Source organism: Henriciella pelagia (assembly GCF_002088945.1).
GTDB classification, from domain to species: domain Bacteria; phylum Pseudomonadota; class Alphaproteobacteria; order Caulobacterales; family Hyphomonadaceae; genus Henriciella; species Henriciella pelagia.
On record NZ_NCSU01000011.1, the window covers coordinates 753,456 to 773,212 of the forward strand.

Here is a 19,757-nt window from a genome sequence, read left to right on the forward strand (position 1 = left end):
TGTATAAAAGCAAATCATTGCGCGTATTAAAACCAGTCTAGAACAATCCGAGGAGGAGAAACCAATGGATACCGGAACCCTGGAAAAGATGGATGTACGCGATCCGCTGAATGATCTGCGCATGTCCGAAGAGGCTGTGCCGCTCTATGAAGCGGTGAAGAAGTTCGTCGCCGAGGAAGTCGAGCCGATGAGCATCAAGTTCCACGAGCTCGGCAAGGATCGCAAGGACCGTTTCGCCTATGTGCCGGGCCAGCTTGAGCTGCTCGATGCAGTCAAGGACAAGGCGAAGGCGCAAGGGCTGTGGAACTTCTTCCTTCCGAATGCCGAAACCGGCGAAGGCCTGTCGAACCTCGACTATGCCTATATCGCTGCCGTGCTCGGCAAGAACCGCCTTGCTTCGGAAAGCCTGAACTGCGCCGCACCGGACACCGGCAACATGGAAGTGCTCGAACGTGTCGGCACGCCCCAGCAGAAAGAGAAATGGCTGAAGCCGCTGCTGAATGGCGAGATCCGCTCTGCCTTTGCCATGACCGAGCCGGACACGGCGTGTTCCGACGCCCGCAACGTCCGTACCCAGGCTGTCCTGAAGAATGGCGAATGGGTGATCAATGGCGAGAAGTATTACGCATCCGGTGCCGGCGACCCGCGCTGCAAGATCATGATCGTCATGGTCCAGACCGACCCTGACGCGCAGGCTCACCAGCAGCAGTCGCAGATCCTGGTCCCGATGGACACGCCCGGTGTTGAAGTCCTCGGCCCGATGCATGTCTTCGGTGAGGATGACGCGCCACACGGCCACATGCACATCCGCTTCACGGACGTGAAAGTGCCGGAAGAGAATATCCTGCTCGGCGTTGGCCGCGGCTTCGAGATTTCCCAGCTCCGCCTTGGCCCAGGCCGTATCCATCACTGCATGCGCTCCATCGGCGCGGCAGAGAAAGCCCTGGACCTCATGCTCGAGCGTGGCATGACGCGCGAAGCCTTCGGTCGTCCGCTGATCAAGCTTGGCGGCAACCAGGAAATCGTCTCGCGCGCCCGTATCGAGATCGAAGCGATGCGCCTCATGGTACTGAAGGCCGCCAAGGCGATGGACGTGCTCGGCAACAAGGAAGCCCGCGTCTGGATTTCGATGGTGAAGGCCATGGTGCCGGAACGCGTCTGCAAGATCATCGACGATGCGATCCAGATGCACGGCGCAACCGGCGTGTCGCAATGGACGCCGCTCGCCAACATGTACACCCAGCAGCGCACGCTGCGCCTGGCTGACGGCCCGGATGAGGTTCACCACATGGTGGTCGGCCGCGCCGAAATCGGCCGCATGGGCATGAAGGGTCTCAAATAAGGGCTGGGACCTTTTCGATTGGTGGAAGGCCGTCTCTTCGGAGGCGGCCTTTTTCTTTGCGCGGCTCTCTGCGCGTAAATTTATTAAACCAATCGGTTGACTAATAAATCAGGCGAAGTTATTAAACCACATGGTTGAACAAAGGCCCTCATATATGGACGAAGTCTTTCAGGCGCTCAGCGATAGCACTCGCCGGCAGATGCTGCGCGATCTCGCCGCCAGCGACCGCACGGTGAGCGAACTTGCCGCGCCACACCCGATGTCGCTCGCGGCGGCGTCAAAACATATCAGGGTGCTCGAGAATGCCGGCCTGATCCGGCGCGAAGTCGAGGGGCGCACGCATCGTTGCCATCTTGAGGCCGGCCCGCTCGCCGCCGCGCATGACGAGCTTGGCTTCTACGAACAGTTCTGGACCTCCAGCCTCAACACCCTCGACCGCCTGCTTCGCGAAGAGGCCGCGCAGGAAACCGAAAGCTCCAGAACCACGAGCGACCCTCAACCCAAGGACGACTAGGATGACCTACCGAAAAACTCTCGCCGCGTCGCTGTTCAGCATCGCGGGAAGCGGGCTGCTGCCCCAGACTCACGCAGGCGAAGGCAGCCTGCCCATCCTCGAAAGGATGCCCGAAGCACTCGAACTGGCATTCGCGAAGAGCGCAGCTCCGCCCCATATCCGGGAAGGTGTTTCAGTCTGGCTGCTCGATCCGGCCCAAGGCTATTATCTCGCCGAGCAAGGTTCGAACGGCGTGGAATGCCTGGTTTCGCGAACCGCATATGAACGGGCCGACTTCCGGGACGATATCTACGTTCCCCTCTGCTATGATGCGGCCGGCTCAGCCACCTATCTCAAGGTGTTACGCGACGTTGCCGACCTGCGCATTTCCGGGATGGGCCCGGACGAGCTGCGAGCCGAGATCGACAGCCGCTATGATGACGGCACCTACTCTCCGCCTGACAAAGCCGGACTGTCCTACATGGTGGCGCCGATCATGCGGACCTGGACGCTTCCGGACATGAACGTTCACGCGCGCCCCATGCCGCATCTCATGTACTACGCGCCCTATGTCAGCGACGTAGACATCGCGGCCAGCATGTCAGGCGACATACGCTACCCGTTCATCTTCAAGGAAGGGCACGCCGCGCAAAGCTACATGATCCATGTCGCAAGCCCCGACCAGCAGGAAGACATCCTCGACGAGAACAGCGCCCTGCTCGCCAGCCTGTGTGCCTATCGGGATGTTCTTTGCTCAGAGGCCGATTGAGCCCTCCCCCTTCCTCAGCTTTCACTCACCCAACCCACAAGGAAACACCAATGACCCCTCAACCCAGCGAAGAGAGTTTCGCCACCCTCACCGCGCCGACGACGCTTCTCATCAAGCGCTGGCTTCCCGGCAAGCGTGAACGCGTCTGGGACTATCTCACCGACAGCGACCTTCGTCGCAAATGGCTGGCCGCTGGCGACATGGCACCGACGCCCGGTCACAAATTCACGCTGACCTGGCGCAATGATGATCTCAGCCCCGACGCCCCTGCCCCGGAAGGCAAGTCAGGCGAGCACAGTCTCGACAGCGAGATTGTGACATTTGACCCACCAGAGAAGCTCGAATTCAGATGGGGCAACGGAACGGTCACATTCAAGCTTGAACAGAAGGGCGAAAAGACACTGCTGACGCTCACCCATACCGGCATCGAGACCCGCTCCGGGCGCGTCGGCATCTCAACCGGCTGGCACTCACATCTCGACCTGCTGGTCTCGGAAGTGTCCGGCACCGAACGCGACGCCTTCTGGACGAAGTATGAAGCGCTCAACAAGATCTATGAAGAGCGCGTGCCGGCCTAGGACACCGCACTGCGTCCCACCCCGACCGTCCCCTTCGAGGGGAGGGGGAAGGTGTTGTGCCAGCGACCGAATGGTTCGACTTCGCTCACCATGTCGGTCTGATGCGATGTCAGAAATAGCCCGACATGGTGAGCGAAGTCGAACCATAGCGGGCGGTTAGTCGAAACGATTGCAACCATCGCCCCTCCCCCTTGGGGAGGGTCAGGGGCGCACCTACCCCTCCAGCTCCCACTCGCTCAGCGCTTCGTCCATCACGCTGACGGCCTGACGGACATCTTCATCAGTGATCACCAGCGGCGGAGCGAGGCGCAGCACATTGTTGCCGGCGACACCGACGAGCAAATTCTTGTCGCGGCAGGCTTGCTGCACGGGTTTTGGCGCGGCCTTGAGTTCGAGCCCGGTGAGGAGGCCCTTGCCGGTCACGCCATTCACCTTGTCAGCATGGCTGTCAGCGAGGGATTTGAGGCCCTGCGCCACAGTCCCGGAAACCCGGCGCACTTCAGCCAGGAACGCCTCATCGGAAATGATGTCCCAGACGACATTACCGACAGCCATGGCGAGCGGATTGCCGCCATAGGTCGAGCCGTGGGAGCCCGGCTGCATTGGCAGGCCGACTTCCTCGGTCATCAGGCATGCTCCGAACGGAAAGCCGCCGCCAACGCCCTTGGCGACACACATGATATCGGGCGCTGCATTCTCTGCCCATTCATGCGCGAAGAGCTTGCCCGTCCGGCCCATGCCGCACTGGACTTCGTCATAGATGAGGAGCGTGCCGGTCTCGTCGCAGAGTTCGCGGAGGCCAGTGAGGCATTGCTCAGGCATGGAGCGCACACCGCCCTCGCCCTGCACGGGCTCAACAAAGACCGCGCAGGTCTTGTCTGTCACGGCGGCCTTCAGCGCATCATGGTCGCCCCATTCGATCTGGTTGAAACCGGGGATCGCCGGACCAAATCCTTCCAGGTATTTCGGATTGCCGCCAGCATTGATCGCGCCCAGCGAACGGCCATGGAAGGCGCCGGTGAAGGTCACGAATTCGATGCGGTCATCATTACCCTTTGACCAGTGATACTTGCGCGCGGCTTTCAGCGCGCACTCAACAGCCTCTGTGCCGGAATTGGTAAAGAAGACGCGGTCTGCAAAGGTGCGCGCGCACATCTTGTCGGCCAGTTCCTCACCCGCCTTGACGCGGAACATGTTGGAGAGGTGCCAGAGCTTGCCCGCCTGCTCCTGCAGCGCTGCGACAAGCTGCGGATGGGCATGGCCGAGGGCATTCACGGCGATGCCAGCGATGAAGTCGAGATACTCTTCGCCGCCCTCTGTGTAGAGGCGCACGCCCTCGCCTCGCACGAACGCTTCCTCAGGCGGGGCGTAGACGGGCATGATGTGGGCGCGAGGGTCAGACATTTGAATTGGCTCCAGGGCATTGAACATTGATAGCCATCCGCATGGCTGCGGCGGATTGCAAAGTCAACTCGCACGGCCTGAGCTACCCGTAATTGTCAGATTAAATTAGTTTCAATTGCAATTATGCATGAGAGTCATGTTGTTGGAGGGGTGTTGCTTGGCCCGCAAAAGCACTATGTGGCTCGCACTGATTACAGACGTTCCCTCCCTAACGCGTTTGTAATAGTTGTTTTTCGATATGGACTTGACGCTTTTCAATAAATGTCCATATTGAAACTCAATAAGAACAGAGACCCGGTCGGTGCTTCCCCTGACGCCCTGACCCTGAGCCGCCGGTCGGGTCCACTCTCACTTGGAACTTCATTCATCGGGCCCCGAAAGGGGCCTTTTCTTTTGGCTGGCGAAATTGTCGCCGAGCGCGGTTGCTGCCTGCTCAATTAGTCCCGCGAGGCGGTCGACACGCGCACTCCGGACCACATTTCGCCGCTCCACAAGCCACAGATCATGATGAATGCGCTGACCAAGCTGGCGCGTGCAGAGACGATGCTTTCGCGGAAAGGCATTGATGCCGCTCTGCGTCAGCAGGGTATAGCCGATGCCATTTTCCACGGGCGTGGGGATCTGGCCGATCTGGTTGACATAGGCCCTGACATGCAGCCGGTCCGCTCCTTCGAACTCATCCGGGAAGTTCAGCGAGAATAGCGCATCGGCATATGCAAAGCCGTCCGGATGAGCGATGAAGCCACGCGCGTCCAGCGCCTCGAAATCCAGGCGAGCAGATGCAGCGTCAATCGGCAACACGACACATAACTCTTCTCGGCCAATGAGACGGGCAGTGAGGCGAGGATGGTCTGGATCACTTGCAAGCACACCAAGGTCGAACCGGCCTTCCAGAATGCCCGCGCGAATACTCTTTTGCGGCGCCGCCTCAACATGGATTGCGAGATTGGGGGCTGCCTGCATCACTGGCAACAGGTGCGGATAAAGGCTCATGGCAAACCCTCCGGAACAGGCAATCTTCACTTCACCGCTATCGGGATCGTCGACCTCGATGCTCTTGCGGAACCGCTCCTCCTCCGCCCGGCGGGCCAACCCGAGCGCAAACACGGATTCGCCAACCGGTGTTGGCCAGAAGTGTTTGCCCTGTTTGGAGATCAAGGGATGGCCAACCTGCTCCTCCAGTTTGCGTACGTGCTGAGACACGCCGGGCTGTGTCATTCCCAGTCGCTGGGCCGTCCGCGTGAAGTGCCCGGTCTCACAAAGGACGGCAAAGGTTTCCAGCCAGGTTGCGTTCAACATCGCCATTACATTTTGTTATCAATTATAGACTGATTGATTATTTCATATTTTGGATGCCTGCGTCCACCTTTCGGTCATCGAATGATCGAAGGAGACACACCAATGACCACCCCCCGCACTTTTTCACATATCGGCCTGTCCGTTCCCGACCTCGACGCAGCCGTGCAATTCTATTCCGACGTTCTCGGCCTATACCTCATCATGCCACCAACCGAGGTCACCGAAGATGACAGCGCGGTAGGCATCATGTGCACGGATGTATTCGGCGCGGGCTGGGAGCGGCTGCGGATCGCACACATGTCGACCGCCGACCGAATCGGGATCGAAATCTTCGAATTCCCGAGCAACTATGCACCTGAGGACAATCTCGACTATCGTCGGCACGGCACCTTCCATTTCTGCATTCAGGACCCGGACGTCGAAGGCATGGTGGAGAAGATCGTCAGAGCTGGCGGCAAGCAACGCATGCCGATCCGGGAATACTTCCCCGGCAAGAAACCATATCGCATGTGCTATGTTGAAGACCCGTTCGGGATCGTATTCGAGGTCTACAGTCACAGCTACGAGCTGACTTATTCTGACGGCGCCTATTCCTGATCCATGGCTCAGGCCGGTTTATCTGAGAATTCGGCGGGCAGGCTGCGGCGACAACACCGCAGTCTACCCTTTCGGCAAGATAAAGTGGTCGGGCTGCACGGTGCTTCGGTTCGCCAATAACCTTAGGCGTACCGGCGCGCGACTCGATGAAAGTCCGCGCCGAACAATAGTGATCATCAAAACCACTGCGCAGATTTTGTTCGAAGGGTGAATACCGGATAAAAAAACGGCGCGGCTATCGAGCCGCGCCTGTAAGAGTTCTTGCAGCGTTTCCTCCCAGAAACTTGCAAAACCTGTATCGCCGTTTTTCTGTCACATTGTCAAGCGGCAGATGTTAAATTGGTAACAAAGCCTTTAAACGCGGGCGACTCTTGGTCAAAAATGAACTCGCTGCTCGTAATCGAGACAGGTCCTGCCCCCGAATCTGCGATTTTTCTGGCAGTTTCTACCGCCAGATAGGAAGGCACGAGAATGGAAGTTGCCGAAATCGCCTCGACCCCTTCGCCTTTCAGGAGAGAATCCGGGATGGAATTCGCGGCAAGGAGGAATTTCTTGTCCTGGGCGGCTTCATGCGCCTCGATGGAGGCGAGAAGTTTCTGCAACCCGCCAAGCGATTCTTCGTCCCAGCCCGCCTTCAGTGAGCCGGCAAGCGCCGCCTGACTCTTCAGGATGACGCCATCATCGAGCACTTTCAGCCCATTGGCTTTCAGCGTCGCACCGGTCGACGTGATGTCGACAATGACTTCCGCCTGCCCCGAACTTGGGGCCGCTTCCGTGGCGCCTGCGCTCTCGACGAGGCGATATTCGCCGACCGACTTCTGCGCAAAGAAATTGCGCGTCAGTCGCATATACTTGGTCGCAACTTTCATCCGGCGCCCGTGGCGCTGCCTGAAAAGGGCACCAGCTGCCTCGAGCTCGCTCATCGTGTTGACGTCGAGCCACGCTGCCGGCACGGCGACGACGACATCCGCGCCGCCAAATTCGAGGCGTTTGATCACCTGCGCATCGGCGCTCAGATTCGGTGAGAGGTCATTCAGCAGGTCTTCACCTGTGACGCCGAGATGAAACGTCCCGTCGATCAGGCCCTGTGCAATTTCGCGTGCCGAGAGCAGCATGACATCGGCTTCCGGCAAGCCTTTCAGCTCCGCCGTGTAGCCGCGCTCGCCGCCAGCCTGCTTCAGCTTGAAGCCAGCCTTGGAAAGCCAGGCTTCGGCATTGTCCTTCAGCCGCCCCTTGGACGGGATTGCGATGGTGAGCCGGGTCATGCGGCACCTCCTTTTGCGAGGCGGTCAGGGCGAACGACACCGCCAATCGCCGTGGCATCAACCCTGCCGTTGGAGAGCTTGGAAAGAAGCGTGTCATAGCGCCCGCCTGCACCGAAAGGCTGCCGGCTGCTTTGCTCTCCCTTGCGGAACAGCTCGAACAGGAAGCCGTCATAATAGTTGAAGCGCCGACCGAAGGGCGTGCCAAAACGCGAAGTCGTCATGAATTTGGGCGCGGCATTCCTCATCTTGGTGACGCGCTCATCCAGTCGCTCCAGCACGGATTCGACCCCGCTGAGACCTGCCTGGCGCGCAATGGCGAGCAGCGAGTCAGCCGCCTGTTCAGGCGCGCAATCAACGGCCATCACGGCTTCAAGCGTCTGGCGCGCAAGATCCGGCGTTCCGCCATAGGCCGCGTCAGAGGCCTGCTGAAGGAGACCTTCGACAATCTCGTCCAGCGTGCGGACGCCCTGCGGCTGGATGCCGGACAGCGCGAAGATATCGGCCACGATGGCCTTGGCTTCATCCGCGCTCGCCCCCTGAAGGCGGGATGCCAGACCGTGAACCGGCTTGCCAGGCTTCGCGTTGAGCAGCGCCGAAACACCGCCCACCTGTCGGAAAGCGCGCTTCAGTGCTTCTGCGAGCCCCGGCGCAAGGTCCAGCGCATCAACAAAGGCCGGGAAAATGGAGAGGTCACCCATGCGGGTCTCGCTCTCGCCTGCCCCGGCAGCGGTCGCGGCCTGGCAGACAATGGCAAAACATTCGGCATCGGTGTCGGCGTTCGATGGCGCGCCATAGCGCTCGAAGCCGACCTGCGTGAACTCCATCGCATCGCCCGGCATGGTCGGCAGGCGGAAGGCGCGGGCGGCATAGCGCTTGATCGTCTCGGCGGACACACCGGCTTCGGCCTGCGCGATGGCAACGGGAAGCGTGAGGTCCGGGCGCAGCGCACACTCTTCCCCACTTTCCCCCACAAACACACACAGGCGCGAGCGCACCGCTTCGCCGGACAGTTCCAGCGGCTGGTTCGCCGGCATGACGATTGGCGGGTCGACTAGCTCACCGCCCAGTTTTGCGAAGATGTCGGCAGGAGATGTCATTCCGACGCCTCCACAATCTCGCGGATGCGGGCGACCATCTCAGCGCGCGGCGCTTCGAACTGGCCGGGCCGGGCTTCGCGGTATTCCTCATTGGACTTAATGGCCCTGGCCTGTTTCGCGCCTTCCTTGAGGTCCTTGATGGTAACCACGCCCTTGGCGATCTCGTCCTCGCCGACCATGACGGCGACAGGCGCGCCGCGCCGGTCTGCATATTTCATCTGCGGGCGCATGCCGGACGAGCCCATATAGGCTTCGGCGCGGATGCCTTCGCGGCGAAGTTCGGCAGCGAGCTTCAGCGCCTCGGTCGGGTCATCCCGGTTTAGATTGAGCACAACGACCGGTCCGTTCAGCGCCTCGATATCGCCGCTGATTGCAAAAGCCGCCGCGAGACGGGAAATACCGACCGAGAACCCTGTCGCCGGAACTTTCTCGCCTGTGAAGCGCGCGACCAGGTCATCGTAGCGCCCACCACCGCCGACAGAGCCGATGCGGACGACATTGCCATCCTCATCGACCGTCTCTTTCAGAAGTTCTGCCTCGAAGACCGGTCCGGTATAATATTCAAGACCGCGCACAACGGATGGGTCGAACAGGACGTCACTCTCCGGGCATCCAAAGGCTTCGAGGCCTCGCGCAATGGCGGAAAGCTCGTCGAGACCAGCCTGCGCTTCCTCACCCGTGCCGACCGCCGCGCCGAGCGCTTCCAGCGTCTCGCCGCGAGTATCCCGGCCCGCCTGCGCGAACGCCATCACCCTGGCAATCGCGCCAGCATCAAGACCTGCGCCCTTGGTGAAATCACCCGACTCGTCTTCGCGCCCTGCGCCAAGGAGTAGCCTCACGCCCTCCTCTCCGAGCCGGTCCAGCTTGTCGAGCGCGCGCAGAATGGTCAGGCGGCTTTCATCCGAATGTGCACCCACGCCTTCCAGCACGGCATTCAGCAGGCGGCGCGTATTCACGCGGACCACGAACTCGCCGTCGCCCGCGCCTGCCGCGCGCATCGCTTCGGCGGCCATCGCGATCATCTCGGCATCGGCATGTGCGCCTGCTGCGCCGACCGTATCGGCGTCGCATTGCAGGAACTCGCGAAAGCGCCCAGGCCCCGGCTTTTCATTGCGCCAGACCGGACCGGCAGCATAACGCCGGAAGGGCTTTGGCAGCGTCTGCCAGTTTTCGGCGGCAAAGCGGGCAAGCGGCGCCGTCAGGTCATAGCGCAGCGAGATCCACTGCTCGTCATCATCCTGCATCGAGAAAACGCCGGCATTCGGGCGGTCATCATCGGGCAGGAACTTGCCAAGCGCGTCGGCATATTCCCAGGCGCCTGTCTCAAGGGCTTCAAAACCCCAACGGCGATAGACAGAGGTGACGCGGTCGATCATCTCCGCCTGCGCGTGGATCAGGGCTTCGCGCTTGTCGGGAAAGCCGCGCGGCTTGCGGGCGAGATCCTTGCCGGTCTTTGGTCCGTCCTGATCCTTGGTCTTCTTGCTCATGTCTCGTCTCGTGTCTGGTCGCTTGTGGCCTCGCTTAGACGAAGCCGGTCGGGGTGTGAAGCAAGGCGCGGCGGACGGGACGCGAGACCGGGGGTCGGCCTGTCTGCCTCTGGCGGTTCAATGTGTGGAGATGAACACTTGAGAGAGGCGCAGCCGGACCGGTTCGCGCCTCGTTCGGCGCGTCACGCGTGGTGATGATGGTGATGCAGCGTCGTGTTCATTGAGGGGGTGGATATGAGGCAGGCACAGATAAGTCAAGCAATTGCTCCGGTTCGAGCTAGGCAACTGCCCGGTCATGCAGCATAGTCCGCCGCATGGCGGGACATAATCGCAGGGACGTATTGGCCTGGCTCGGCGCAGGTCTGATTGCCGGATGCGCAGCCGACAGGCGGGCGATGCTGGCGCCGCTCAGACGTGACGATGATCTCATCTGGGGCGCGAATGGCCACCCCTTCCGCGCCTATCCGGATATTTCATACGACACCCAGATCCGACTGGTTCGTGAACTCGGCATGACGCATTACCGCATTGGGTGGCACTATGAAAAACTCGCCGAACTGAAGCAGGTCGCAGACCGATATGGCGTCACGCTCCTGCCCATCATTCACCCGGATGGGCCGCTCGACGAGAAGACCCCGCAACAGCTTTATGAGGACAGCTTTTCGCGGGCCCGCTGGCTGACGCGGCGCTATCGCGGACAATTTCCGGTCTGGGAGCTCGGCAACGAACTGGAGAACTTTGCGATTATCGAAGCCTGCGAGATGCGGGACGATGGCACGCAATACCCTTGCGAATGGGGCCCGGCCGGCGGCATGGACGCGCTGGACTATTACGGGCCGCGCTGGGTCAAGGTCAGCGCCGCGCTGTCCGGACTGCTCGACGGTGCGCGCGAAGGCGACCCGGATGCAAAATACGCCATCGGCACAGCGGGCTGGGGCCATCTCGGCGCATTCGAGCGGTTCGTCGAGGACGGCCTCGAATGGGACATCACCATCTGGCACGACTATGAGCAGGTGCGCGAAAGCTTCCTTGAGGTTCTTGCCGGCTATGGCAAGCCGATCTGGATCACCGAATTCAATGCCGGTGGCGGCGGATTTGAAACCGAGGAAGACAATGCCCGCATGCTGACGGAGCGGATCGCCTGGTATCGCAGCATGCGGACGAAATACCGGGTCGAGGCAGCCTTCATCTATGAACTGCTCGACGAGCCTTACTGGGACGATTTCGAAGGCAAGATGGGCCTCTATCGCGTCCAGAAGAATGACAAGGATCGCTGGAAGGTGAGCGGCCTGAAGCCGGCCGGCGAAGCGGTGCAGAAGGCTCTTTCATACTGACGCTATCAGAGCAGCAGTTCACAATCCTTCTCTTCCTTGCGGGTCTCATCATGCATGGCAATTGCGATCCCGAATGTCAGGATGCCGACGCGGCCGGCCGTCATAAGAATGATGATGATCACCTTGCCGAGCGATGACAGGTCGCCTGTGATGCCCATACTGAGGCCAACCGTGCCCAGGGCTGAAATCGTCTCGAACACGATCTCCACGAACGCTGCCTCATGATCCGTCAGGCTGAGCAGGAAAATCGCGATCGACATGAGCACGATGAAGTAAGCGGCGGACGCGCCTGCTGCCTGCAGCCTTCCGGCAGATATCGGCCGCTTGAAGAAACGTACCCGGCTGCGTTGTTTCAGGGTTGAACGCATCAGCGCAATCAGGGCCGCGAATGTGGTGGTCTTGAGCCCGCCTCCCGTGCCCGATGGAGAAGCGCCGACCGCCATCAGAATGAAGAGGATGACCAGCACCGCCGTGGAAAGGGCTGATATCGGATAGGTGTTGAAGCCGACCGTCGTCGTCGCCGTCATCGTCTGGAAGAAGGCGACCATGAGGCGCTCGGCTTCCGGCAATTTAGCGATGCCCGGGTCCGCCACGAAGAGAATTAGCGTCCCAATCACCAGGAAGGCGCCCGTCAGCCTGATGATGACCTTTGTGGTGAATGAAAGATGGAAGGCCGTCGACGTAAGATTCCGCCATATGTCCACGACGACAAGAAACCCCATGGCACCCAGCAGGCTGAGGACCGATACTATAATGTTCAAACCGGGGTCCGCCCGAAAAGCTTCGAAACTGGTCGAATTCAGGCTGAAGCCAGCGGTACAGAACGCAGATACGGAATGGAAAATCGCGCTCCACAGAGCATTGTCCTGTCCGACTGACGTAAACACGAACCAGAGCGCCAATGCTCCGATGGCCTCGCAAATCAGCGTGAAAGTGACCACGGTCAGGATGAATTGGCCAGGCTTGATAGACTTGGGCAGGACAAAGGCGGCACGCGTCATGCGCTCTCGCAACGGAGACAGCTTGTGCGCCGTTGCGAGCATGGCAAATGACCCGATGGTCATGTATCCGACACCGCCAACTTGAATGAGGCTCAGGATAATAACCTCACCGAACAGCGAATAACTGCTGCCCGGGTCAATGGTGACGAGCCCCGTTGTTGATACCGCCGACACAGCCGTGAAGAGGTGATCGAGCGCGCTGATGGGCCCCGTCTGTGACGAGAGGGGCAGGCAAAGCAGCGCCCAGCCAGCCAGCATGTAACCGACATAACCAAAAAGAAGAAGTTTTGCGGGATTGGTTCTGAGGATGAACAGACGGGCACCACGCACAGTCCGCTCTAATCGGGACCGCGTCCGTTTCGGTCCCTCATCTTGTCCTGACATCTGACGGCTTATCGCCTCCTGCGTTCAGTCGGACGGCAAAACGCAGTGCACGCCATATGGTTCCCAAAATTATAGCGGCACACCCTTTGCTTCGCCTCTCAGGAGAAATCCGGAGACCGTGCCGACATGAAACGCCTGATCCTTGCCTTCGCCGCCGCTGCCCTACCCTTCGCAGCATCCGCCTCGCCTCAACTGGCGACGGATTGGGGCGTGAAGGCGTCAGGTCTCTACCAGGAAACGGTTGGACTTATCGAGGCTGTCGACACTGCGGGCGAAACAACGATCCCGGCGGACTATGAAACCGAGATTGCACGCTTCGCAGATGCCGCTTCCCGTCTTGGCAGCTGGGTGGACACCAATCATGGTCCGTCCGATCTCGGCTGCATCTTCCGCGGCATGGCACAGGAAGGCGAAGTTCAGCTTGACGCCCTTTACGAAGCGCGGTCGCCTCGCCAGACCCGCGAAAGCCTTATCCGTCTTGCCACCATGTTTTCCGATGCAGAGGTGATCGCTGTCGCCGCCGTCCACTCATCCGGTCATGACGTACCGGCGTCACCTGCCAGCGTGGTCGCATCATGCCCGGTCAGCGGCGCTGCGGCGCATGCCGCGCTCGCCGACTAGTCCTTTTTCGCCGCAAAGCGTGCCTTGAAGGCTTCCGGGTCAAAGATGCGGATGATGCCGGACTGGCTGCCGGTCGCCATCAACTCTCCATTGGCGGCGAACATGGCGACACGTCCGTGAACGAAGCCATTGTGAACCCCTTCCACCTGAATGTCGCAGCACACCCATTCGGTTTCAACGATCTTGCGGATGCGCAGCGTATTGTCGAGCGATGTCGCACCGGCCGGAAGCCCGAGTGCGTGGCTGGTACCTGAAGGCACAAAATCATTGATGACGGCAAGCGCCACCGCATCAATCGGCGCACCATTGCGCAACCTGCCCCACAGGATCACACGGCCATCATCGCTGCGACCACCCTCGACCTTGCGGCCTGCCGCGTAGCGCCCCTGCGCGACGCGCATGTCGAGGTTTGAGTGAAGGTCATCGGCTTGCGGCCCGAAGCGCGGCATGGCCGGGCAATCATCCGGACCTGCCACTTCGGGCATCTCGACCCATTGATGGGAATGCTCGGAATCGCGCTCGCCCACGGCAGCATTGCAGGTGAAGATTTCGCGGTCCTTCACATGCGCGAGAACGCGTGCCTGTGTGATGTGCTTGCCGTCCATCTTGGACCGGACATCAACATCGACCACGTCGCCCGGATTCGCGAAGGAAAGGTATTGCGCCGTCGCCCAGATACAGGGCCGACCCGTCGTGCGCTCAAGTGCGGCTATGGCGGTTGCGAGGCCCACACCGCCAAACAGGAACTTGTTACCGGGCGGGCCGACGCAATAGCGCTCCTCCACGGGAAGGAACCAGCGATGGGGATTGTGCGTCGACTGCAGGTCGAGGAAAGGTGTCTTGATCATGGGAAAAGGCGTCTAGCGCTCTTTCGGGTCGAGCGCATCCCTCAAACCGTCACCGATGAAATTGAGGCAGAGCAGCGTGACCGCCATCAGGATGGCCGGCGCCATGAGCAGGTAAGGCTTGTCCTGCATCTCTTTCGCGCCGTTCGAAATGAGCACGCCGAGGGAGGTCAGTGGCTCGTTCACGCCGAGGCCGAGGAAAGACAGGAAGCTTTCGGCCATGATCACGACCGGGATGGTCAGCGTCACATAGACGGCGACCGGGCCGACGACGTTCGGCAGGATGTGGCGGCGGATGATGGCAGAGCCCGGAACGCCAGCTGCGCGGGCAGCCTCGATAAATTCCTTGCCCTTGATGGCAAGCGTCTGTCCGCGAACGATCCGGCTCATCGTCAGCCATTCGACCGCGCCGATGGCGGCGAAGATCAGGATGATGTTCCGCCCGAACACAGTCAGCAGCAGGATGACGAAAAAGATGAAGGGCATGGCATAGAGCACATCCACAAAGCGCATCATGATATTGTCGACACGCCCGCCGACAAAGCCTGCAATCGCGCCCCATGTCACCCCGATGATCAGTGAGACAAGCGTCGCGACGAGGCCGACGGCCAGCGAAATACGAAGGCCCAGCAGGTTGCGGGCAACAAGGTCGCGGCCCTGTTCATCGGTGCCGAGCAGGTGCCAGTTCTCGAAAGTCGGCGCAAGTTCGGTCTGCGCTGAGATCGTCTTGTAGGAGTGTACCCAGAGCATCGGCCCGAATACGGCCAGGAAAAACATCACGCCGAGCACCCACATGGAGATGACCGCGGCCTTGTTGTTGAACAGCCGGCGCTTGGCATCATCCCAGAGCGACCGTCCGCCAGCGAGAGCCTGTTCCACCGGGTCCTTCCGGCCAGTCATGTCGAGCGTATCAACCATCAGTCGTATTTAACCTTGGGATCGAGCAGCGCATACAGGATGTCCGCGATCAGATTGAAGATCACGATGAGCGTCGCGTAGATGATGAGGGCGCCCATGACGAGCGTGTAGTCCCGGTTGATCGCGCCATCCACGAAGTAGGACCCCATGCCCGGCAGGCCGAAGATCCGTTCGATGACGAGCGAGCCCGTCATGACGCGCGCCATTGCCGGACCGGCATAGGAGACAAGCGGCAGGATCGCCGATGGCAGGACGTGCCGGCGGATCACGGTACCTTCGGGCAGGCCTTTCGCGCGGGCGGTCCGCACGTGCGGAGACCGCATCGTCTCAATGATCGAAGCGCGCATCAGGCGCGAAATGATGGCGATCTGCGGCAGCGCCAGCGTCAGGACTGGCAATGTCATATTGTGAAAGCTCATCCCGATATTCGGATACTCGCCGAGACCGCCGACGGCGAACAGCCCGGCGCCCAGCGCAAAGGTCAGGATGAGTAGCGGCCCCGTCACAAATGTCGGAATGGATATGCCCGCCATGGCGAACCCCATCACCGTATAGTCGCCAGTCGTATTCTGGCGCAGGCCAGCAAACACGCCGAGCGCTGTGCCGACAATGATCGCAACAAGCATCGACAGCGAGCCGATGGCCAGGCTGACAGGCAGGCCATCAGCGATGAGGTCATTCACGCTCTTGCCGAGCGTCTTCATCGACGGGCCAAAATCGCCCTGCAATACCCCGAGCAGATAGTCGGCAAACTGTTTCCAGAGCGGCTGATCCAGCCCGAATTTGGCCGCGATGGCCGCTTCGGTGGCGGCATTCAGCTTGCGTTCGCCGTCAAAAGGGCCGCCAGGTGCCAAACGCATCATGAAAAATGCAACAGCAATAATGACGAGCATGGTCGGAATGGCAAAGAGCAGTCGCCGGAAAACATAGGCCCACGGAACGCGGGAAAGGCTTCGCTGGAGGGCTGACACGGGCGCGCTTTTCTCTCTACGTTGCAACTGGGACGAGATCGCACCTTGGCACTCGCCTTCATGCTTCCTAGGTTCACAGCCGAGCATAGCTTGTCAACGCTACATGACACCGGAGTAATTCATGGCCGACATCCGCAAAGTGACAGACCATTTCTCGGTCGCGCCGCAAATCACAGAAGAGGATGTCGACGAAATTGCCACCGCCGGCTTCAAGACGATCGTGGCGAACCGCCCCGATGGCGAAGGCGGCGTCGACCAGCCCCGCATGGGTTCGATTCGCGCCCGGGCAGAAGAAAAGGGCCTGACTTTCGTCGCCCTGCCTTTCTCTGGTGCCCCGACCCCGGAAATTATCGAACGAACCCAGTCGATTCTCTCAGAGGCCCCGGCCCCGGTCCTGGCCTATTGCCGGACGGGAACACGCTCTATCACAGCCTGGGCGCTCGCACATGGCGGCCAGGGTATGGGCGAGGAAATCGTAGATGCTGCTGCAGGCGCAGGCTATGATCTGTCCAGCCTGGAGCGGTTGCTCTGATCACGGCGACTTGTGCCATCGTGACACGATGCTCACATGACAAGCAGAGGTTAAGAGTTGAAACTCTGGCCGTGGCGTGCGATTCACGCCCATCTGCCTGAGGGGGCGCGAGGGAGTAGAAGTATGTCGAGAAACTGGCTCACGGACTTCAAATATGAAGACGGTGCATGGCTCGTAAAGAAGACGGGCCACCGCGTGCCTGCCAATTTCCAGCTCGCCAACGATATTTTCACCTGGCTCACCTTCTACACACTCGCCCAGTCCTGGCGCACCTGGCGCCGGATCACCGGCCACAAGCGCCCGACCATTGCCTTCCACCCGGACAAGCCGCGCCCCTGGTATTTCATCTGGCCTGTCATGCACGCCTCCGGCGCCAAACTGATTTCTGACGTTTCCAAGGCCGACATCGTTTTCCAGTTCGACGACTCGACCCTTGCCGATCACAGCGTCCCGCAGACGAAACCCGGTGCGAAGCTGGTGAATTTCGGCTGCAACGACATTTCCAAGTCCAAGGTCGCCGAAGCCTTCGAGCGCGCCGCCGGCTACAGCCTCAAGGTTGATCCCCTCATCTATGAAGGCCCGATGGTCGAGAAGTCGGAAAAGAATGCCTGTCATGATGGCCGGATCATTGAAGGCCCGATGGAGCCGATCGAAGACAAGACCTATCAGCGCCTGATCGACAATGAGATCGATGGGGGCCTGGTCGAGGATTTGCGCTGCTGCATTGTTGGCGGCGAACCGACTCTCGTTTTCCGCAAGCGCCGCGAACTCTCGCGCCGCTTCCTGAACGAGAATGCCCAAGTTTTGCTCGACGACCCTCGCAAATGCTACACGAGCGATGAAATTGACGTGATCAAGTCGTTTGCTGCAGATATTGGTCTGGATTGGGGCGGCGTTGATGTGTTACGCGACCGGGCTTCAGGCCGTATCTACATCGTGGACGCGAACAAGACGGATATGGGCCCGCCCGTGGCGTTGAAGCTTGGCGACAAGCTGAAATCAACCCGCCGCATGGCGCGCGCTTTTGTCACCGCGTTCACACCGAAACGGTCAGCCTAGAATCGCCGTATTGGGCGAGATTGGAAACTGCCGAAGAGGTCCCATGGGCATCCCATTCATCAAGGACATCGACTTCGAATACGGAAAAGTCGAGCAGGTCTCCCCCCTCATCCGCCGCGTGATCGCCAACAATCCCGGCCCATTCACCTTTGTCGGCACCGGTGTCTACATTATCGGCCATGGCAAAGTCGCTGTGATCGATCCCGGCCCAATGCAGGAAGACCATTTCGAGGCCTTGAAGTCGGCCCTTGAAGGCGAGACTGTCACCCACGTCCTCGTCACGCACGGCCACTCCGACCATTCCCCGTTGGCCCAACCGCTGGCCGACTGGGCTGGCTGCAAGACCTATGCGAAAAATTGCGGCGTTCCGACAGCCAAGGGAGAGCTTGGCTCGGCCGACGATCTCGGCTTCGAGCCGGACGTACAGGTTGGCGATGGCGATGTGATCTCGGGCCCGGGCTGGACGCTCGACGTCATCGAGACGCCGGGACACACCTGCAACCATATCTGCTTCGGCCTTCGCGAAGAGAATGCGTGCCTGACCGGCGACCACATCATGGGCTGGTCGACAACTATTGTTGCGCCGCCCGATGGCGATATGGGCGACTATATGCGCTCGCTCGACAAGATCGAGGCACTCAATTTCGACATCCTGTGGCCGACCCACGGCTCGCCGATCCGCGAGGATGTCAACGGTTTCATCCAGGCCTATCGCCAGCACCGGCTGGACCGGGAAAGCGCAATCATCAAGCACCTGAAGGCGGGAGAGACCAACATTCCCCGCATGGTCGAAGTGATGTATGCCAACGTTGAAAAACGTCTGCATGCGGCTGCTGCCATGTCAGTTCTTGGTCACATGTTGAAACTCGTCGAGGACGGCATGGTCGAAACCACCGACGCCAACCCGACCACCCGCTCAGAATTCCACTGGAAAGCGCTGCAGAAGACGGCTTAGGCGTCAAAAACCAGCCGCTTCGCAATCGCTCTCACCATCTCAACCCGCCCCGGCCCGGCCTTGTTGACGAGCGCCCAGTAGCGCTCAAGCGTTTCAGGGTCCGCCTTGGCTGGATCACCACTATCAAAGGGCGGTTGCGGATCGTACTCGACCGAGAGCTGGACGAATTTCGCGTGCGCCTCACCGCGGATTTCGGAGATGAGCCGCAGGCCGAAATCAATTCCCGACGTCACGCCGCCGCCCGTCACGCGGTTGCGGTCGACAACGACGCGCTCTTTCACTGGGGTCGCTCCGAAGAAGGCAAGCTGCTCATGTGACGCCCAGTGCGTCGTCGCGCGGTAGCCCTTGAGCAGGCCTGCCGCTCCCAGAACCAGCGCGCCGGTACACACGCTCGTCACCCAGTCTGCGCCCTCCCCGACCCTGCGGACCCAGTCGAGCGTCGCGCCATCCTGCATCGCGTCGACGGTGCCAAAGCCTCCGGGCACGCAGAGGATGTCGGCCGTCGTGAGATCAGCGAATGTGGTTGTCGGGTGCAGCGGGAAACCGGAATCGGTTGGCACGGGGTCCATCGTCCTGCCGACAAGATGGACCGTCGCATTGCCGAGGCGCGAGAGCACCTGCGCCGGGCCTGTCAGGTCGAGCTGGGTGATGTTGGGAAAGATCGGGAATGCGATGGAAATCGGAGAAAATTCGGGCATGGGCGCCCTCTCTTGCCTAGAGGTTCACGCCCAGACGCCCGGCTTTGAATCGCTGCGCTCCCCGGTGGTGATCCACCTCATGCGTCAGTTACGCGGCTCGTTCACACT

21 protein-coding genes and 1 riboswitch are annotated in these 19,757 nt (G+C 60.4%); of the genes, 10 read left to right on the top strand and 11 right to left on the bottom strand.

The window, feature by feature from the left end:
• Positions 1 to 64: 64 nt before the first annotated feature.
• The 4 genes from B8746_RS13095 (at position 65) to B8746_RS13110 (ending at position 3,182) form a co-directional block, all read left to right on the top strand.
• Positions 65 to 1,342 carry an acyl-CoA dehydrogenase family protein gene (locus tag B8746_RS13095; RefSeq protein WP_188657357.1) on the top strand — a complete coding sequence of 426 codons (1,278 nt, stop codon included), beginning with the start codon at positions 65 to 67 and terminating at the stop codon, positions 1,340 to 1,342.
• Between the two features lie 130 nt (positions 1,343 to 1,472).
• Entirely contained in the window at positions 1,473 to 1,856 is a 384-nt protein-coding gene (locus B8746_RS13100; protein WP_084394095.1) for an ArsR/SmtB family transcription factor, read from the top strand.
• Position 1,857: 1 nt separating this feature from the next.
• Positions 1,858 to 2,604: a hypothetical protein gene (locus B8746_RS13105; protein WP_084394096.1), complete on the top strand. Its 747-nt coding sequence runs from the start codon at positions 1,858 to 1,860 to the stop codon at positions 2,602 to 2,604.
• Between the two features lie 50 nt (positions 2,605 to 2,654).
• The gene (locus B8746_RS13110) at positions 2,655 to 3,182 is read left to right on the top strand and encodes an SRPBCC family protein (RefSeq protein WP_084394097.1); all 528 of its coding nucleotides are present in this window, start codon (positions 2,655 to 2,657) and stop codon (positions 3,180 to 3,182) included.
• On the opposite strand, the gene B8746_RS13115 is transcribed toward B8746_RS13110, so the two are convergent.
• The 3 genes from B8746_RS13115 to B8746_RS13125 form a co-directional block, all read right to left on the bottom strand.
• On the bottom strand, positions 3,179 to 3,361 hold the full coding sequence (locus tag B8746_RS13115; RefSeq protein WP_084394098.1) for a hypothetical protein: 183 nt from the start codon (positions 3,359 to 3,361) through the stop codon (positions 3,179 to 3,181). The genes B8746_RS13110 and B8746_RS13115 overlap by 4 nt on opposite strands.
• A 34-nt stretch (positions 3,362 to 3,395) precedes the next feature.
• Entirely contained in the window at positions 3,396 to 4,586 is a 1,191-nt protein-coding gene (locus B8746_RS13120) for an aspartate aminotransferase family protein (protein WP_084394252.1), read from the bottom strand.
• A 360-nt stretch (positions 4,587 to 4,946) separates the two neighbouring features.
• Positions 4,947 to 5,885, bottom strand: coding sequence for a LysR family transcriptional regulator (locus B8746_RS13125; RefSeq protein WP_084394253.1), 939 nt, complete (start codon positions 5,883 to 5,885; stop codon positions 4,947 to 4,949).
• A gap of 102 nt (positions 5,886 to 5,987) precedes the next feature.
• On the opposite strand from B8746_RS13125, the gene B8746_RS13130 reads away from it, so the two are divergent.
• Positions 5,988 to 6,482 (top strand): lactoylglutathione lyase family protein, encoded by a 495-nt coding sequence (locus B8746_RS13130; RefSeq protein WP_084394099.1) that lies wholly within the window; start codon positions 5,988 to 5,990, stop codon positions 6,480 to 6,482.
• 320 nt (positions 6,483 to 6,802) lie between these two features.
• Here the strand turns inward: B8746_RS13130 and hisG are convergent, their stop codons facing one another.
• From hisG to hisS, 3 genes are read right to left on the bottom strand one after another with little or no spacing between them, the layout of a single operon-like run.
• Entirely contained in the window at positions 6,803 to 7,747 is a 945-nt protein-coding gene (hisG, locus tag B8746_RS13135) for an ATP phosphoribosyltransferase (RefSeq protein WP_084394100.1), read from the bottom strand.
• The gene (locus tag B8746_RS13140; RefSeq protein ID WP_084394101.1) at positions 7,744 to 8,844 is read right to left on the bottom strand and encodes an ATP phosphoribosyltransferase regulatory subunit; all 1,101 of its coding nucleotides are present in this window, start codon (positions 8,842 to 8,844) and stop codon (positions 7,744 to 7,746) included. Before B8746_RS13140 ends, hisG begins: the two co-directional genes overlap by 4 nt.
• On the bottom strand, positions 8,841 to 10,331 hold the full coding sequence (gene hisS / locus B8746_RS13145) for a histidine--tRNA ligase (RefSeq protein ID WP_084394102.1): 1,491 nt from the start codon (positions 10,329 to 10,331) through the stop codon (positions 8,841 to 8,843). Before hisS ends, B8746_RS13140 begins: the two co-directional genes overlap by 4 nt.
• Before the next feature lie 314 nt (positions 10,332 to 10,645).
• Here hisS and B8746_RS13150 point away from each other — a divergent pair, with 314 nt between their 5' ends.
• Positions 10,646 to 11,665: a glycosyl hydrolase gene (locus B8746_RS13150; protein WP_143434598.1), complete on the top strand. Its 1,020-nt coding sequence runs from the start codon at positions 10,646 to 10,648 to the stop codon at positions 11,663 to 11,665.
• A 5-nt stretch (positions 11,666 to 11,670) separates the two neighbouring features.
• Here the strand turns inward: B8746_RS13150 and B8746_RS13155 are convergent, their stop codons facing one another.
• Complete coding sequence (locus B8746_RS13155) at positions 11,671 to 12,996, bottom strand: TrkH family potassium uptake protein (RefSeq protein ID WP_233124266.1); 1,326 nt, start codon at positions 12,994 to 12,996, stop codon at positions 11,671 to 11,673.
• Positions 12,997 to 13,176: 180 nt separating this feature from the next.
• On the opposite strand from B8746_RS13155, the gene B8746_RS13160 reads away from it, so the two are divergent.
• Complete coding sequence (locus B8746_RS13160) at positions 13,177 to 13,671, top strand: hypothetical protein (RefSeq protein ID WP_084394105.1); 495 nt, start codon at positions 13,177 to 13,179, stop codon at positions 13,669 to 13,671.
• Here B8746_RS13160 and B8746_RS13165 read toward each other — a convergent pair.
• Genes B8746_RS13165 through B8746_RS13175 form a run of 3 tightly spaced genes read right to left on the bottom strand, consistent with a single transcriptional unit; the run spans position 13,668 to position 16,405 of the window.
• The gene (locus tag B8746_RS13165) at positions 13,668 to 14,519 is read right to left on the bottom strand and encodes an acyl-CoA thioesterase (RefSeq protein ID WP_084394106.1); all 852 of its coding nucleotides are present in this window, start codon (positions 14,517 to 14,519) and stop codon (positions 13,668 to 13,670) included. The two genes, B8746_RS13160 and B8746_RS13165, sit on opposite strands and share 4 nt — an antisense overlap.
• 12 nt (positions 14,520 to 14,531) lie before the next feature.
• Positions 14,532 to 15,434, bottom strand: a complete 903-nt coding sequence (locus B8746_RS13170) for an ABC transporter permease (protein WP_084394107.1) — start codon at positions 15,432 to 15,434, stop codon at positions 14,532 to 14,534.
• Positions 15,434 to 16,405: an ABC transporter permease gene (locus B8746_RS13175; RefSeq protein ID WP_233124268.1), complete on the bottom strand. Its 972-nt coding sequence runs from the start codon at positions 16,403 to 16,405 to the stop codon at positions 15,434 to 15,436. Before B8746_RS13175 ends, B8746_RS13170 begins: the two co-directional genes overlap by 1 nt.
• A 121-nt stretch (positions 16,406 to 16,526) precedes the next feature.
• Between B8746_RS13175 and B8746_RS13180 the strand changes: the two genes are divergently transcribed.
• The 3 genes from B8746_RS13180 (at position 16,527) to B8746_RS13190 (ending at position 18,951) form a co-directional block, all read left to right on the top strand.
• The gene (locus B8746_RS13180; RefSeq protein WP_084394108.1) at positions 16,527 to 16,937 is read left to right on the top strand and encodes a protein tyrosine phosphatase family protein; all 411 of its coding nucleotides are present in this window, start codon (positions 16,527 to 16,529) and stop codon (positions 16,935 to 16,937) included.
• A gap of 123 nt (positions 16,938 to 17,060) precedes the next feature.
• Positions 17,061 to 17,996, top strand: a complete 936-nt coding sequence (locus tag B8746_RS13185; RefSeq protein ID WP_084394109.1) for a hypothetical protein — start codon at positions 17,061 to 17,063, stop codon at positions 17,994 to 17,996.
• Between the two features lie 43 nt (positions 17,997 to 18,039).
• Positions 18,040 to 18,951, top strand: a complete 912-nt coding sequence (locus B8746_RS13190; RefSeq protein ID WP_084394110.1) for an MBL fold metallo-hydrolase — start codon at positions 18,040 to 18,042, stop codon at positions 18,949 to 18,951.
• Here the strand turns inward: B8746_RS13190 and B8746_RS13195 are convergent.
• The gene (locus B8746_RS13195) at positions 18,948 to 19,649 is read right to left on the bottom strand and encodes a DJ-1/PfpI family protein (protein ID WP_084394111.1); all 702 of its coding nucleotides are present in this window, start codon (positions 19,647 to 19,649) and stop codon (positions 18,948 to 18,950) included. The two genes, B8746_RS13190 and B8746_RS13195, sit on opposite strands and share 4 nt — an antisense overlap.
• A gap of 21 nt (positions 19,650 to 19,670) precedes the next feature.
• Positions 19,671 to 19,751, bottom strand: a riboswitch (ZMP/ZTP riboswitch).
• Positions 19,752 to 19,757 lie beyond the last annotated feature (6 nt).